General features: G+C 31.5%; 13 protein-coding genes and 1 pseudogene. 4 read left to right on the top strand and 10 right to left on the bottom strand.

Going from position 1 to position 15,600, the window contains the following annotated elements; genetic code table 11:
* Positions 1-192: 192 nt before the first annotated feature.
* The 9 genes and pseudogenes from ACWJKE_RS07210 to hcp (ACWJKE_RS07250) form a co-directional block, all read right to left on the bottom strand.
* Positions 193-381 carry a ferredoxin gene (locus ACWJKE_RS07210; protein ID WP_216303513.1) on the bottom strand — a complete coding sequence of 63 codons (189 nt, stop codon included), beginning with the start codon at positions 379-381 and terminating at the stop codon, positions 193-195.
* A 67-nt stretch (positions 382-448) separates the two neighbouring features.
* Complete coding sequence (gene rd, locus ACWJKE_RS07215; protein ID WP_165414173.1) at positions 449-610, bottom strand: rubredoxin; 162 nt, start codon at positions 608-610, stop codon at positions 449-451.
* Positions 611-677: 67 nt separating this feature from the next.
* The gene (locus tag ACWJKE_RS07220; RefSeq protein WP_216303514.1) at positions 678-1,886 is read right to left on the bottom strand and encodes an NAD(P)/FAD-dependent oxidoreductase; all 1,209 of its coding nucleotides are present in this window, start codon (positions 1,884-1,886) and stop codon (positions 678-680) included.
* A 109-nt stretch (positions 1,887-1,995) separates the two neighbouring features.
* Entirely contained in the window at positions 1,996-4,557 is a 2,562-nt protein-coding gene (locus ACWJKE_RS07225; RefSeq protein ID WP_216303515.1) for a RyR domain-containing protein, read from the bottom strand.
* Positions 4,558-4,593: 36 nt separating this feature from the next.
* The gene (gene ric / locus ACWJKE_RS07230) at positions 4,594-5,319 is read right to left on the bottom strand and encodes an iron-sulfur cluster repair di-iron protein (RefSeq protein WP_216303516.1); all 726 of its coding nucleotides are present in this window, start codon (positions 5,317-5,319) and stop codon (positions 4,594-4,596) included.
* Between the two features lie 20 nt (positions 5,320-5,339).
* Positions 5,340-6,572, bottom strand: coding sequence for an FprA family A-type flavoprotein (locus tag ACWJKE_RS07235; protein WP_216303517.1), 1,233 nt, complete (start codon positions 6,570-6,572; stop codon positions 5,340-5,342).
* A 265-nt stretch (positions 6,573-6,837) separates the two neighbouring features.
* Positions 6,838-7,026, bottom strand: a pseudogene (locus ACWJKE_RS07240) (anaerobic nitric oxide reductase flavorubredoxin); the annotation flags it as partial.
* Positions 7,027-7,104: 78 nt separating this feature from the next.
* Positions 7,105-7,323 (bottom strand): YuzB family protein, encoded by a 219-nt coding sequence (locus ACWJKE_RS07245; protein WP_216303518.1) that lies wholly within the window; start codon positions 7,321-7,323, stop codon positions 7,105-7,107.
* A 377-nt stretch (positions 7,324-7,700) separates the two neighbouring features.
* Positions 7,701-9,347, bottom strand: a complete 1,647-nt coding sequence (hcp, locus tag ACWJKE_RS07250) for a hydroxylamine reductase (protein WP_216303519.1) — start codon at positions 9,345-9,347, stop codon at positions 7,701-7,703.
* A 344-nt stretch (positions 9,348-9,691) separates the two neighbouring features.
* Between hcp (ACWJKE_RS07250) and ACWJKE_RS07255 the strand changes: the two genes are divergently transcribed.
* The 3 genes from ACWJKE_RS07255 to hcp (ACWJKE_RS07265) all read left to right on the top strand — a co-directional run bounded on the left by ACWJKE_RS07255 (position 9,692) and on the right by hcp (ACWJKE_RS07265) (position 13,097).
* A complete protein-coding gene (locus ACWJKE_RS07255) occupies positions 9,692-10,402 on the top strand; it encodes a Crp/Fnr family transcriptional regulator (protein WP_216303520.1) in 711 nt (236 codons plus the stop codon).
* Positions 10,403-10,627: 225 nt separating this feature from the next.
* A complete protein-coding gene (locus tag ACWJKE_RS07260) occupies positions 10,628-11,185 on the top strand; it encodes a hemerythrin domain-containing protein (RefSeq protein ID WP_216303521.1) in 558 nt (185 codons plus the stop codon).
* Between the two features lie 193 nt (positions 11,186-11,378).
* Positions 11,379-13,097 (top strand): hydroxylamine reductase, encoded by a 1,719-nt coding sequence (gene hcp / locus ACWJKE_RS07265; RefSeq protein WP_216303522.1) that lies wholly within the window; start codon positions 11,379-11,381, stop codon positions 13,095-13,097.
* A gap of 149 nt (positions 13,098-13,246) precedes the next feature.
* On the opposite strand, the gene ACWJKE_RS07270 is transcribed toward hcp (ACWJKE_RS07265), so the two are convergent.
* Positions 13,247-14,098, bottom strand: a complete 852-nt coding sequence (locus ACWJKE_RS07270) for a polysaccharide deacetylase family protein (protein WP_216303523.1) — start codon at positions 14,096-14,098, stop codon at positions 13,247-13,249.
* Positions 14,099-14,412: 314 nt separating this feature from the next.
* Here ACWJKE_RS07270 and ACWJKE_RS07275 point away from each other — a divergent pair, with 314 nt between their 5' ends.
* The gene (locus tag ACWJKE_RS07275) at positions 14,413-15,597 is read left to right on the top strand and encodes a MalY/PatB family protein (protein ID WP_216303524.1); all 1,185 of its coding nucleotides are present in this window, start codon (positions 14,413-14,415) and stop codon (positions 15,595-15,597) included.
* Positions 15,598-15,600 lie beyond the last annotated feature (3 nt).

A 15,600-nucleotide genomic window follows, 5' to 3' on the forward strand; every position in this document is an offset into this window, starting at 1 on the left:
AACCCTTCCATAAATCTTTTGGATATGCATATAACTAGAGCCTTAGGGCTCTTCTTCAGTTTTATTATATTTTAAATGCACTAAAGCCAAGGAGATTTAATCACTTTGTGATTAAATCTCCTTGGCTTTCAATATGATTTTCTTGTTGACAACACAAGTTTTCAGTTTATTATATTTTTTATTATGATATTACTATTCTACAGAAATTGCATCAACAGGGCATTGTTCTTCTGCTTTTTTTGCACTACTTACGAGATTTTCTGCCACTTCATCTGGCGATGCCACAGCTTTTCCGTCATCTTCCATTTGAAAGATTTCTGGACATACCCCTGGGCATAATCCACATCCAATGCATATATCTTTATCAACGTGAGCCTTCATTAATATCACCCCTTCAATATAGTTATTAGAAAAGATTTAATCCGTAACTTTAAAAGTAGACGAAACTTTATTCAACTTTTTCAAAGTCTGATTTTGGAACTCCACATAATGGACAAACCCAATCTTCTGGTATATCCTCAAATTTAGTACCTTGTTTTATTCCACCATCTGAATCTCCTTCTTCTGGATCATAAATGTATCCACACACCAAACAAACGTATTTATCCATAAAAACATCCCCTTTAAATTTACTTAATATTATAGTCTCCCCTATAATTTTCACTATACTCTTACCATTATTTATTGTTCTTCAACTTATCCAACAACTCATCAACAGATAGATCAACATCACCTACCGTTATTCCCTTTTCTATAGCTGATTTAAGAAGTGGCGATCTTTTCATATCACCTATAACAATCGCACCGATTACCTTATTATTTCTTATAAATATTTTTTTATAAATTTTAAGATTAGTATCTTCATCTATTAGTACCTTTGTAGACTCTAATTCATCAATGCACCCCATAGAAAATAACAAAATGCCAAAAGCATTTAATGTTGTAACTGGGATTATTTTTTCATAAACAGTTTCCTTCCCAGCAATGTTGTAACCTGCAACTTTTCCTTGTGCTATAGCAATATTCCATAGTCCATTAACTTCATTATCATATTCAGCAATATCTCCTGCTGCATAAATATTTTCTATGTTGGTTTCCATTTTATTGTTTACTAATATTCCTCTTACTGCTTTAACTTTAGTATACGCGATTAGTTCTTTATTAGGTTTAATTCCTGTGGAATACACAATCATATTACATTTTAATTCCACTTCTTTGTCTATAAGAATGCCTGCTACTTTAGCATCTCCTGTTATTTTAACTACACCAGTATTTGTTAGTATTTCTATCCCATAACCATGCATTATATCCTTTAATATTTCTGATGCTTTATTGTCTAATTGGAGAGGCATAAGCCTTGATTGCAATTCAACAATCGTAACCTTTTTGCCATGCTGATGTAATATCCAAGCCATTTCAATTCCTTGTATTCCACCTCCAATAACTATCACTTGTGCACTTGCATTGAGGCTATCTTTAATATTTAAAGCATCATTAAGGCCTCTTAATGTGTAGACACCTTCTTTACCTATACCATCAATTGGTGGTATATTATTGCTGGATCCAGTTGCTATTAGCAATTTATCATACTTTATTTTACGTCCATCGCATAATATTAATTCAAGGCTATCTGTATTTATATTCAATACCTTTGTATTAATAATTATTTTTACTTTATTTTGCTCATACCACTCTTTTTTTTGAAGAAGTATGTTATTTTCCTCCAGGTCATCAAATATACCCTTCGACAGCCTTATTCGGTTATATGGATAAAAATTTTCTTGTCCGATCAAACATATCTCTGAACCTAAATCTATTTCTCTAATTGCCTTGATTGCTGTTACTGATGCAATACCAGTCCCTACGATTACGATTCTTTTAGCCATTTATATCACCCATCTTATTCTAATATTTATTTTTTATTATTCCCTTTTTCATTTAAAGTTATTTTCTAGTTAAATCATCTCCTGCGGAGCTGCACCTTCTGAAATGTCGTTAAAGTATAGTCTCACAATGACATAGACTCTTTAGTGGTTCTATCTTAAAATTTGATTTGGCCAATATTTCTGGCCAAATCTTAATCATTTGGCATACCTTATTTTTCTTCTCTTCTGTCAGCTTGCCCCAAGGTACAAGTGCAGGATTAGTTTTTTTCTTATTATCTTCAACTTCACCATATTTAAAGCCAACCTTTTTTCTATGATAATACCAACGCATATGCTCCTTCTTAGCTAAGGCATTTAATTCTTTAATTGTAAATTCTATAAATGCTGGTTTTTCTTTAACAGAAACAACATCATAATTAATTTTAAGTAAGGCATTAGGAATATTTTTTGCTTGATCACGGTTGAAATTTTTAAGCTCTTCACGAAGATCCTGCCATGGCATTATAAAATCCCCATTCATATTTCTGTTATTTTCATAAATAGCAGTTGCAAGACTTTCAATTTTTTCACTATAGAATGCATCATGCATTAAATGGCGTAAAAATTGTTCTTCATCTACATGTAGTTGTAGCTGTTCTTTAGAAGGTAGATGAGATTGTTCCCATTTTTTCGCATTAGTTAGCATGCTCATCTCGAGTATTGCTTCCATAGACCTTGATTCATGCTTATACCTTGGAATTTTAAGAAGCGCCCGTAATACCCCATTATCAATTTGAGCCTCTTTTTTGTTATTTATAAGATGAGGTACCTTACGCTCCAAAAGTGAACGTAATAACATTGCCCTTCGAATTATAAATAAAGAATCCAACTTATTATCGGTTTGATTTGGCCCAAGGATATTTACGTAACCCCTCAAACGACTTAAAAAGTCAGGACCCTTCGCATTTTTAAATTCAAGTAAAAACTGTTTTTGTTCTTTTTCATTTTCAAGGTCTTCTCCACAAAATCCTTTGAGAGTACTGCTTGTTCCTCCAGCAAATACAAAAATAGCTTTTCCAATAGGATGAATAGAATCTCCTTCTCTAAATACACCATCTTGCATAGGTGCTAAGAAATATTTTAACCATCCAAGTTTTCCTTCGATAACAGAATCAAATTCATCAAAAAACACTAATGGAATTTTTCCTTCCAATGCAATATCACTTACTTTACGAAAAGCAATTGCTAAATCTAATGGTGTACGGAATTGAGATAAATTAAAATCTAATTTTTTAATTAAATTTGACGCAATGCTATTAGCTACTTCCAGTATACCAAAAGATTTTCCAGATCCAGGCGTTCCAAATACTGCAATTGAAAGAGGCCGAACTGTGTTTTTAGTTGAGATATACTCAAGCATAAGATTTTTAATGCTCCTATAACTTTCTATTTCTGCCTTATCAACTGTTGTTAGCTTTCCAAATCGGGCTATTGGTATAAATTCAAGTGCATTTTTCACTCCATTTTTAACAATGTCATAAGCTATCTCTGCTAAGTTAGTAGCGCTTTTGTCTTTTAAAATATACCAACAAGCACGGCAATTAGGATTAGTTGAAGTAGGTACTAATACATCCTGTACATGCTCCGTATGTACAAAATCATCTTCCCTTTCAACAAATATATCTGGACTTAAAAATTGAGATTTTTCAATATTTTTACCAAATCCCTCAATAAAATATTTTTGAGCAGAAACAGTCCCTTTGCGTATTCCTATGCTTATCAATTCAGATAATTCTTCATTATCTTGACTTCCTGAAACAATAGTGCTTGCAAGTCCTGCAACAAAACTGGAGGTAAGTCCGTACATTTTACCTTGGGAGTCTTTAATAAAGCCCCCTTCAAATTCATATGGTAGGAAATACAATTTAATTTCAGGCACACCTTCATTTTTATAATAGATGGCACCTTCAAGACCAAAAGGTACTATAAGATGGCGGCAACTTGCTAGAAAAGCAAGATTTGGATTATTATTAATTTGCCAAACAAAATCTTGCGCTGTCCTTTCCCAAGAAAGACTTTTACTTATATTAACTCCCTTCGAACGCAAATCATCACCATTTATAATTACTATTGTCTTTTCTTTATGAAATTTTTGTAGGCATTTCCAAAGTGCACTAGAATCAATAGGATTAACCATTTTATATAAGATTATTGGTGATGTTTCGGATGACTTTAAAGCTAAAGGCCAAAATTCTTTATTAGAGTTAAATCCATTATTTTCGTCATCTAATATAATTATCTCTGCATTAGCGTCGTCGTTAATAATAGGAAGTAACCTCGGCACACCAGAAACCGGCCCTGTAAAACCCATAAAACGCCTTATTCTATAAACTTTTTCATTATTGTTTTTATCATCAAATTTCGGAAAAAGCTCTAATTCTGCACTAGAACTAAGAACCTCTCCTGGTAGAATTAATTCTATATTATGCATCTGTGGTGAAAGCACAGATGCTCCTGTTGCCAAAGATACAAGTTTTGATAGAAGCAAAGCTTGCCCTGGTTTTAAAGTACTATGCATATTTAAATTAGTTTGCCAATTCAAACCAGTATTATTCTGAGGACATGTTATCCTTTGCAACAAATTTACACATATGTCTCCTGATACAACAACTTTTATATTTTTATTTTCCATATTTGAACTCCTATTATAATAATTTTACTCTAAAAATTAATTTATAGAGCAACTCTTTTTCTGCCAAAGCATATTAAACAAAACACTGTTTTCCAGATAAATATGAATAAATAAATCTTTTTCTAAGTCATGAAGTTTTGTATATACAAGTTTGAAAGAAGTGCAAGCCCCTTCTGGAGCATTGAAATCTCTGGTTATCTTCTCTAATTCTTTAAATATATTTCCGGCAGCTTCATGCTCATCCTCCGTATCCTTTATTACCTGATATATTTTTGATAAGACACTATCATCCTTTGTTATTTCAAAATTTTCAATAAGGGGAAATAGATTCTCCTCTTCTTTGATAAGGTGCTCTTCTAGCTCTGTTTTCAAGGTTCCAAAATATTTGTGTACCTTTAATAGTTCTTCACTATGAAGCTTAAAATGTACCTTGAGTACTTTTAATAATAAAGTATCTATTTCTTTAAGCTGTTTTTTGGTAAATTCATGATGTGTTTCTACTATGTGTCTTATTAAGGTGGAAGGTTTTTCTTTTCTCCAGTCTTTATACTCTGAATTAGTTTTTATAAACTTCTCGTACTCGTTATTAAGTTCTTCAATAATTTCATCAGCGTCTAAATCTATGACCTCCAAGGCTTCTGCTAACGTGTCGTGTCCACCACAGCAATAATCTATTTTATACCGGTTAAGGGTCTCTGTAGAACCTGGGAAAGTTGAAACTATTTCTCCAAGGCTTTGATTTTTATTTATAATATTTCCCATAATAAATACCTCCTCATATTTTAAATTGTACTAAGTAATAAATCAGCAGTATAGACAACTGCCCTTTCAATGCTCTTTATGTTATCTTCGCTTGGTGAAAACCTAATCCTTAGTGGGAATTCTATATCGACCATACCCGTCGACTTAATTACATCAGAAGTATTCAAAACTTTAATATCGGTTTCCTTCAAGTAATCCTGAACTACTTCCACAGCTTCTCCACTCCAACCATAAGAACCAAATGCCGCCCCTATCTTATCTTCTAGATTTATTGCATGAAGATTCTTCAATATATCTTCCATATTTCCAATCATATCTGCATATTTAGTAGAGCTGCCAAAGAAAATTGCATCGGCTTCATTGATAGCCTTCATTACTTCTTCTCTTGGTATTTTATTTACATCCATGATTTGGGAAGCTATATTTTGCTTCTCAAATTTTTCCTTAAAAATATCAGCAATTTTTTTTGTCCTACCTGTCATAGTCGAGTATAAAATAAGTGTTTTTTTACCTACCTCTGTATTCTTACTCATATTATCATAAATATCTATAAAACTTTGAACGTTATTTCTAATAATAAATCCATGGGATGGTGCTATTATCTTTATGTCTAAATCTCTAATTTTTTCGATCATATTCTGAACATATCTTCTATGTGGGTGCATTATTAATTTGTAGTAGCCAATATAGTCATCATTGATATCGTCTTTTGCCATATCATTAAAATACTCATAGTTAGCTACGTGGGTACTAAAGATATCGCAAGGGAATAAAATTTCATCATCGATGCAATAAGTTATCATAGTCTCCTGCGTATGAAGATAAGGCGTCTCTATGAATTTTAGGGTCTTGCCGCCTATATCAAGAGTATCCCCCTCCCCCACAACTAAAAATTCTCTATTATGAAGATTATACATTTCCTTAAGTTCAGCTACAGCCAGCTTTGTGCACACAATTACTGCATTTTTAGCTCTAGCCGCCAAACTCCCAAGGGCACCAGAATGATCAGGTTCAGTGTGATTAATTACAATAAATTTAATTTTATCAAGTTCAATTATATTCTTTAAATTTTCTACAAATTCTCTACCAAAGCTTATATCAACAGTATCAATCACTGTAGGTTTTTCAGTCATTAATAAATAACTATTATAAGTGGTTCCTTTAGTTAATGTTAGTCTATGGAAAGGTACCTCTCTATCATCAACCTTACCAACCCAAAATATTTTTTCACTTAGCATAATGTTTTTCTTCATAATGTGTCCCTCCGATATTAATTTATTTTCATATGTTCTTGCTTTCCTATGGCTCTATTCTATATTTATTTTAATTATAAAAATATGATTTAAATCAAAATTTAAAAATAATGAAGTTATTTACTAAGTATCATTATGATTGAATGCAATAAAGTCAAGAAGCTCTAATCACTTTGTGATTAGAGCTCCTTGACTTTCAATATGATTTTCCTATACTCTTACCAAAATCTTTACACCTGTCTAGCCCTACTTCATCAGGGTTCCACAGTTTTTTTATTCCGACAGCTATTGCCTCTGCCATTATTCTAGTAGCATTCCACATAGTATCATAAATTATTGTAACTTGATTTTCTTTATAATCTTTTGCCCATTCCATATATTTATTTGCAATTTGAAGCGGATTATCTTTCCAAATAATTCCACAACTTGGGCAAATCATATCTAATGGTAGATTTAAAATCCCTTCTCATATATTTTTTAATAAGGCATTGTTCTTAAAATGAATATCCTAAAATATAGTTTTATCTGTTTCTTACATCATGCTTTTAATTTTCTCATATAATTCATCTGCAGTACCAGCCTGTATCAGTTCGTCATCTACTAAAGCATAAGGTCCCACTGCGCAATCTCCACAATATCCCAGGCATTCCTCAGCTGTTATATCTACACCTGGATAGTTCTCTTTTAATTTTTTCATAGTTTCATCTGTTCCAAAAGTAAAGTTATTCTCACAAAATTTAATATCTGTCATATTTATACCTCCATCATTATTTATTGTTCTTTAATTTATCCAACAACTCATCAACTATCTATATTTTACCTTTGTATTAATAAATATTTTTACTTTATCACCCATTTCATTTTAATATTTACTTTTAATATTCCCTTTTTTAATTAAAGTTATTTACTAATAACTTACATCTTCGACCTCGATTATAAATCACTTGTTTTTATAATGAATTTTTTATTATTGACACTATATTATTTTGATTATACATATTTGTTTTTCATTAGAATATGATTGAAGTCACAAAAAATCTAAAAACGTAAAATAAGCGGCTGCTAAATGTATTCAAATTACATTTAGCAGCCGTTTATTTTAAATTATAATTATAAAATTAATATTATTTATCCGAGTATTTGTTTTAAATCATCTTCTGGATTGCTTATAGGTTTAATATCAAAAGTATCAACTAAAAATTGTAATACGTTAGGGCTTAAGAAAGCTGGAAGCGTTGGTCCAAGGTAAATCCCTTTCACTCCAAGTGAAAGTAATGCCAATAGGTCAGCAACAGCTTTTTGCTCATACCAACTTAAAACAATTGCCAGTGGTAGATCATTAATGCTGCATTTAAATGCATCCGCTAGTGCTGAGGCTATTTTCACAGCAGAATATGCATCGTTACATTGACCTACATCTAGTAATCTTGGAAGTCCTGCTACCTCACCAAACTCTAACTTATTAAAACGATATTTTCCACAAGCTAAAGTAAGAATAATACAATCTTTAGGCACCTGCTGAGCAAATTCAGTGTAATAGTTTCTTCCTGGTCTTGCACCATCACATCCTCCAATTAAGAAGAAGTGTCTAATTTTTCCTTCCTTAACTGCATTTACTATTGTTTCAGCATGACTTAAAGTTGCTTTATGACCAAATCCTACTAGAATTTCTTTAACTTCTTCATCTTTTTCAAATCCACCGAGTTCTAGTGCTTTATTTATCATTTCAGAGAAGTCTTTATATCCATTCTCATCATTAGATATATGTTTTAGACCATCCCAACCAACAACACTTGTTGAGTATATTCTATCTTTATAAGAATCTCTTGGTTTCATTAAGCAATTTGTTGTCATTAAAATACAACCAGGTATACCATCAAATTCTTTTTGTTGATCTTGCCATGCTCCTCCAAAATTACCTACTAAATGTTTGTATTTATTGAGCTTTGGGTATCCATGCGATGGTAACATTTCACCATGTGTATAAATATTTATTCCCTTGCCTTCTGTTTGCTCAAGTAACATTTCAAGATCCCTTAAATCATGACCAGAAACTACAATGAATGGACCCTTTTTAATGTTTACATTAACCTTTGTAGGTGTTGGAGAATTGTATTTCTCATTATTGGCTTTATCTAATACCTCCATAACCTTAACACACATATCTCCAGTTTTAACTAAATACTTGATAAGATCTTGTAGATTTAAACTATCATCAGTCATTACTGCTAAGCCTATAAAATAAAAATCATCTACTTCATCGCTATTATATTTAATACATCTAGCTTGGTGTGCATAAGCTGCAATCCCTTTTAATCCATATTTTATAGTTTCGCGAACTGAACGGATATCAGCATCTAAGTCTTCATTATACATAACGCCAGCTTTTTTAGCATCTTCAAGTATCTGCTGCTTAGTATCACTTAAATTATATAAAGCTTCCTCAGAATTTACTTCTTCCCCTGCTGCTTTTTTCCTGGCATCCTCTTTTATTACTTGAGATCTTTTAAGCATATCCATATGAGATTCAGGATCAAAATTTACATTAGTTAATGTCATAAACAATGAATTTTCAATAAATGAAACCCATGACTTATCAATTTTTTCGCCTTTGGCTAAAAGTTTAGTAGCATAACAGCTTATTCCTTTTAACTGATAAATGAGCAAATCCTGCATTGCTGCAATTTCAGGCGTTTTTCCACAGACTCCTACTTTGGTACAACCTTTTCCGCCGAAAGTTTGTTCACATTGAAAACAAAACATTTTTCCTTGCATATGTAACCCTCCTAATTTTTAAAACTTCTATATAATATTTTGCACATTACTGGCATGATTATACACGATATTAATGAGAATATTCATATACCCCTTCCGAAGCATTGAAATCTCTGGTTATCTTCTCTAATTCTTTAATTATATTTCCAGCAGCATCATGCTCATCCTCTGTATCCTTTATAACCTGATGTATTTTTGATAAGACACTATCATCCTTTGTTATTTCAAGGTTTCAATAAGGGGAAACAGAAAATCAAAATCTTTAAGTACTAAAAAAGTATATTGATTATTATTTGACTGGGCTAAATTAAAGATGTTATTATACTAAATGGTAGGTGATATATATGAAAGAGTGTAGTTGTGGAAATTGTAATCATAGCCTATGTGCTAAGAAGGTACCTATATTTTCATTCCTCTCTGACGATGAACTTATAAAAATTGTTGATATGACAGGGCATAAATTCTATAAAAAAGGAGATATGCTGTGTAGTCAAGGACAAAAATCAGATACATTATTTATTATTAATGAAGGTCAAGTAAAAATATCTAAGTTAACAAAAGAGGGTAAAGAGCAAATAGTTCATATCTTCACTAGTGGAGATTTCTTTGGAGAACTAAGCCTGTTCAGTAGTGATGAAATATATAATTTTAATGTTTACGCCATATCAGATGTTAAAATATGTACATTAACCAAACAAGATATGGATAAAATTATCATGAGCAACCCAGGAATATCAATAAAGCTATTACAAGTTATTTCAAAGCGTCTAACTCAGACTGAAAATCTTGCCCAAAATCTGGCTACTAATGATGCAGAAATAAGAGTTGCGTTTATGCTTTTAGAGTTTGGTGAAAAGTATGGAGTTGCTACAAATCAGGGTTTGCAAATCAACTTACCTATAAATAGGGAAGAGATGGCAAATTATGTTGGGGTAACGAGAGAAACCATAAGCAGGAAGCTCAGTATATTTGAAGAGTCGGGTATTATCATCCTTAAGGGTAATAAAGTGGTAATTATAAAACAAATAGATATTTTAAGATCATATGTAGAATAGTAATTTTCAAGCAACCTAAGGCCTATTACATAAGCCTTAGGTTGTTTTTTTATAATTTTGATTTAAATCATATTTTTTCAAATTAAAGTTAAGTAGAATTATAACATAGGAGTATGAAATCTACTGTTTTACACTATAAGGACTAGTATTATATTATTAAACAAGTTAATAATATAATTATAATTTGAAATAAGTATTGAATTGAAAAAATTAGGAGGATTAATTATGGATGCAATAGATTTAATGATGGACGAACATAAATATATTTTACGTGGATTAAAATTATTTAAGAAATTAAGCGTAGAAATATTAAATAGCAATACTGTTGATTTTGTATCTTTTGAAAAGATGATTCTATTTGTTAGAAACTATGGTGATAAGCACCATCACAATAAGGAAGAGGTTGTCCTTTTTAAGAAGATGGAAACTCAACTAGGGCAAAATATGGTAAAAGGACCCTTATCTGGAATGTATATAGAACATGATTTAGGAAGGCAACATATAACGCTTTTAGAAGAAGCTCTTTTAAGAGTTAAAAATGGTGACTTAGATTCACGAGTGGATATAATCGCAAATTCCGTATGCTATGCTAATCTGTTAACAAGACATATTGATAAAGAAGATAAATTGATATATACCTTTGCTAGAAGAGCATTAAGCCAAGTGGACATGGAGGGCGTAAATGTAAGTTGTGAAAATATTGAATTAGAGGCAACTAAAAATCAATTACAAAAAGAATATATAAGTGTTTTAGAAGAATTAGAGAAGAAGTATTTAGATTAATTTTAAACATACATAAAAGAGGCAAGTGTTGTACACAGAAAATTAGAAGAAACAAAAATACACTAGACATCGTATAGTAATAAAATAAGTTAGTAACATATGTTACCGACAACATGATTATATATCAGTATAATAATCACATAGAACAGGCACAACCAGTGCTTACAAAAGAGAAAAATGGAGGTTTATTAATATGGCTATGTTTTGTTATCAATGTCAAGAAGCAGCTAATTGCAAAGGTTGTACGGTAAAGGGAGTTTGTGGTAAGACTGAAAGTCTCGCAAAAGCTCAGGACCTGCTAATTTATGTAACTAAAGGAATATCTATATACAGTGTACGTGCTAGAGAGAATGGTATCGTTAATAAAGAAGTAGATGCTTTTATAATGGAAAGTTTATTTGCAACTATAACTAATGCAAATTTTGATAGAAATGTATTTATTAAAAGAATAAGAGAAGGTTTAAGATTAAGGGAAGAATTAAAAGGTCAGCTTCTTAAAGCTGGAATTAAGTTAAGTGATAAAGGCGAAAATGCTAGTTGGCTTACAAGGATATTTAATACGTTTGGATTTGGCAAAGAGGAGGAATTAAACTTACCCGATGCAGCAGTTTGGTTTTCTAATGACTTAAAAGCATTTGATGAAAAAGCAGGAAAAGTTGGAGTACTCTCAACAGAGAATGAGGATGTAAGATCTTTAAGAGAATTGCTTATTTACGGACTGAAGGGAATGGCTGCGTATGCTAAGCATGCGAGTAGTCTTGGATACAACGATGATGGGCTTCATGCATTCACTCAAAAGGGGTTAGCTTCAACGCTTAACGATAATTTAAGCGTTGATGAACTTGTGGCCTTAGTACTTGAATGTGGTAAGTATGGTGTTGATGCAATGGCTTTACTTGATAAGGCGAACACTACGAGTTACGGGAATCCTGAAATAACAAAAGTTAATATAGGAGTTAAAAATAATCCCGCTATATTAATTAGTGGACATGACTTAAAAGATATGGAAGAGTTATTAAAACAAACGGAGGGCACGGGAGTAGATATATATACTCACAGTGAAATGCTTCCAGCTAACTATTATCCTTCATTTAAAAAGTACAAGCACTTAGTTGGAAATTATGGCAATGCATGGTGGAAACAGAACCAGGAATTTGAAAGCTTCAATGGACCAATACTTATGACTACAAACTGTATTGTAACTCCAAAAGCATCTTATAAAGATAGAATATACACTACAGGATTAACAGGTTTTGAAGGCGTTAAGCATATAGCAGATGGAATAAATGGAAATTCAAAAGATTTTTCTAAAATAATTAAACAGGCTAAAAAATGTGCGGCACCTAAAGAAATTGAAAAAGGTGAAATAGTAGGAGGATTTGCTCATAATCAAGTGATAGCTCTTGCGGACAAAATTGTGGACGCTGTTAAATCTGGAGCAATAAAGAGATTCTTTGTAATGGCAGGCTGCGATGGACGAATGAAAAGCCGTGATTACTACACAGAATTTGCTGAAAAGCTACCAAAGGATGCAGTTATACTTACAGCCGGTTGCGCGAAATATAAATATAACAAGTTAAATTTAGGTGATATTGGTGGAATTCCAAGAGTATTGGATGCAGGACAATGTAATGATTCATACTCATTAGTAGTAATTGCACTTAAACTAAAAGAAGTATTTGAATTAGATGATATAAATGAACTTCCGATTTCTTATAATATTGCATGGTACGAGCAAAAGGCAGTTATAGTATTACTTGCATTACTGCATTTAGGAGTTAAAAATATTCATTTAGGACCAACACTACCAGCATTCCTATCACCAAACGTAGTAAAGGTATTGGTTGACAGCTTTGGTATTGGTGGAATAAGTAATGTAGATGATGATATAAAAATGTTTATGGGAGCATAATTTTAGAATTACCTTTGTTCTTAATATCAGTAATAAAAAGCACTCATTTATGGGTGCTTTTTTAGTTAAATTTATAATTTTCTTATTTTCCTACAATTAGGCAACACTTCTAAGTCAATTATACCATTATGTTCCAAACATATTTAAAGTTATTTTATAATCTTAAATTCATATCCATTTATTTTTAGATAGTCTATAATTTCAGGTAATGCTTTTGCAGTTTCTTCCTTACCATAGGTATCGTGCATTAATACTACTACTTTTTCTTGTGTACTTACAGATTTTTTAAATGCCTCTACTAATTCGGGTGCAGTTTTCTTTTTACCCTCAGCATCGAAAATGTATGCATTCCAATCTATACTATACAGATCTTTTTCTTTTAACTTAGCGTTCAATTCAATCAACTTAGGATCTTTATAGTACACTCTAGACATATAACCACCTGGCATCCTTATTGCTCGGTCATTAAAATCCTGTCCTAAAATATCTTTTAAGATATTGTTAGTTTTCTCAATTTCAGCCATATAAGTACTTACATCAAGTCTGTTATGGGGATATAAGGTTTTCAATGAGTGACTATAACTATGATTTCCTATAGCATGTCCCTCTTTGAAAATTCTTTTTATAATCTCTTTACTCGAATTATTAGATTCTATAAATTTTCCAACTGTAAAGAAGGTCGCTTTTATGTTATTATTTTTTAATACATCTAGTACTTGAGGTGTTACCGTAGTAGACGGCCCATCATCAAAAGTAAGAAATGCCATTTTTTTGCCATCCTTCTCCCCTTTGCAGCTAGCTATGGCCGATATTTTTTGTATATCATAATCAGCTGCAACATTTGCAGCATTAGTGGCATTAGTGGCATTAGCGGCATTAGCGGCTTTCGCCCCTTTAGAAAACCATGTATAGCTTGTATAAAATAAACTGCATAATACAATAAAAAACACTATATTTACAGTGCTACTTGTTGTATTAAAATCATTACTTTTTCTTCTCATAATTCTTTTCTCCCCCTGTTATATCTAACCATTAATTCTAGTACAAAAACTAAATAATCTTCAGCCAATATTTCATCTTTCACATAACCATATGCTTCGAATCCATAAATTATTCTAAAATAAATTATCTTAATTTTAATAAAAATTTATCAAGATTAAGATAATTTATTATGTTGACGTTTTTTTACAGCTATGATAATATATTGTTATAATAAATTAATGGCTATTTAGTTTATATAATATTGTAAACGTATAAAAAGTATTAGTCGAAGTTTACGCAATAGCTAATTTATAAAAAAAAAGGAGCTTTTATAATGAATATCAAAGAATTTTGTGAAAAGTATTCAATAGATAGGTTAGGGACAAACTCCTTAAAATGGGATGCACTAGATAAGCGTTATGGTGATAAAGATTTAATTGCTATGTGGGTTGCAGACATGGAATTTAAAACTCCTGAAGTTGTAGTTGATGCACTGAAGAAAAGAATTCAACACGGAATATTTGGATATTCTTATGTACCTGAATCCTATTATGATGCCTTCATTAAGTGGGAAAAGAATGAACATAATTATGAGATAAATAAAGAATGGATGCGTTTTTCAACTGGTGTTGTTCTTGCCTTATACTGGTTTGTTAATGCTTTTACAAAACCCAATGACTCAGTAATGATTATTACTCCAGTTTATTATCCCTTCCACAATGCGGTAAACGATAATGGAAGAAAATTGATTACATCGGAATTAATTAATACTAACGGAGTATATACTATTGATTTCGAGAATTTTGAAAAGAATATTGTTGAAAACGACGTCAAATTATTTATCCAATGCTCTCCTCATAATCCAGTTGGTAGAGTTTGGACAGAAGAAGAATTGGATAAAGTTTTGTCTATATGTAAAAAACACAATGTACTTGTTGTTTCAGATGAGATTCATCAGGATATTATAGTTGGAAAAAATGTTCAAATTCCAGCAGCGATTGTAAGTTGCGGAAAGTATGCAGATAATCTAATAACAGTTACAGCACCGTCAAAAACTTTCAATCTAGCTGGGTTATTAAATTCCCATATAATCATATCCAATGAAGAAATAAGAGCTAAATATGACGCTTATGCAAAAACTGTTAATCAAACAGAAGTAAATATCATGGGACTCACTGCAGCAGAAGCTGCTTATAGCCATGGAAAAGAGTGGTTAGATTCTTTACTAGATGTAATACGATATAATTATAACTATGTTAAAACCAGACTAAATGAAAAAGCACCAAAAATAATTATTACGCCATTAGAAGGAACCTATCTTGCTTGGTTAGATTTACGAGAATATATAGATCCTAAGGACACAAAAACCTTTATACAGGACAAATGTAGACTTGCTGTTGATTTAGGTGAGTTGTTTAGTAAAGATTGCAAAGGTTTTGTTAGACTCAATATGGCTACTGATCCCAAATATGTTGAAATGGCTGTAGACAACATCATAAAGAATATCAATTCTTTGTAAAAA

It is taken from the genome of Clostridium sp. CM036 (assembly GCF_055081135.1).

Bases quoted from the DNA above. Each gene is read 5' to 3' on its own strand.
- ACWJKE_RS07210 (WP_216303513.1), bottom strand. From the start codon at position 381: ATGAAGGCTCACGTTGATAAAGATATATGCATTGGATGTGGATTATGC.
- rd (WP_165414173.1), bottom strand. From the start codon at position 610: ATGGATAAATACGTTTGTTTGGTGTGTGGATACATTTATGATCCAGAA.
- ACWJKE_RS07220 (WP_216303514.1), bottom strand. From the start codon at position 1,886: ATGGCTAAAAGAATCGTAATCGTAGGGACTGGTATTGCATCAGTAACA.
- ACWJKE_RS07225 (WP_216303515.1), bottom strand. From the start codon at position 4,557: ATGGAAAATAAAAATATAAAAGTTGTTGTATCAGGAGACATATGTGTA.
- ric (WP_216303516.1), bottom strand. From the start codon at position 5,319: ATGGGAAATATTATAAATAAAAATCAAAGCCTTGGAGAAATAGTTTCA.
- ACWJKE_RS07235 (WP_216303517.1), bottom strand. From the start codon at position 6,572: ATGAAGAAAAACATTATGCTAAGTGAAAAAATATTTTGGGTTGGTAAG.
- ACWJKE_RS07245 (WP_216303518.1), bottom strand. From the start codon at position 7,323: ATGACAGATATTAAATTTTGTGAGAATAACTTTACTTTTGGAACAGAT.
- hcp (WP_216303519.1), bottom strand. From the start codon at position 9,347: ATGCAAGGAAAAATGTTTTGTTTTCAATGTGAACAAACTTTCGGCGGA.
- ACWJKE_RS07255 (WP_216303520.1), top strand. From the start codon at position 9,692: ATGAAAGAGTGTAGTTGTGGAAATTGTAATCATAGCCTATGTGCTAAG.
- ACWJKE_RS07260 (WP_216303521.1), top strand. From the start codon at position 10,628: ATGGATGCAATAGATTTAATGATGGACGAACATAAATATATTTTACGT.
- hcp (WP_216303522.1), top strand. From the start codon at position 11,379: ATGGCTATGTTTTGTTATCAATGTCAAGAAGCAGCTAATTGCAAAGGT.
- ACWJKE_RS07270 (WP_216303523.1), bottom strand. From the start codon at position 14,098: ATGAGAAGAAAAAGTAATGATTTTAATACAACAAGTAGCACTGTAAAT.
- ACWJKE_RS07275 (WP_216303524.1), top strand. From the start codon at position 14,413: ATGAATATCAAAGAATTTTGTGAAAAGTATTCAATAGATAGGTTAGGG.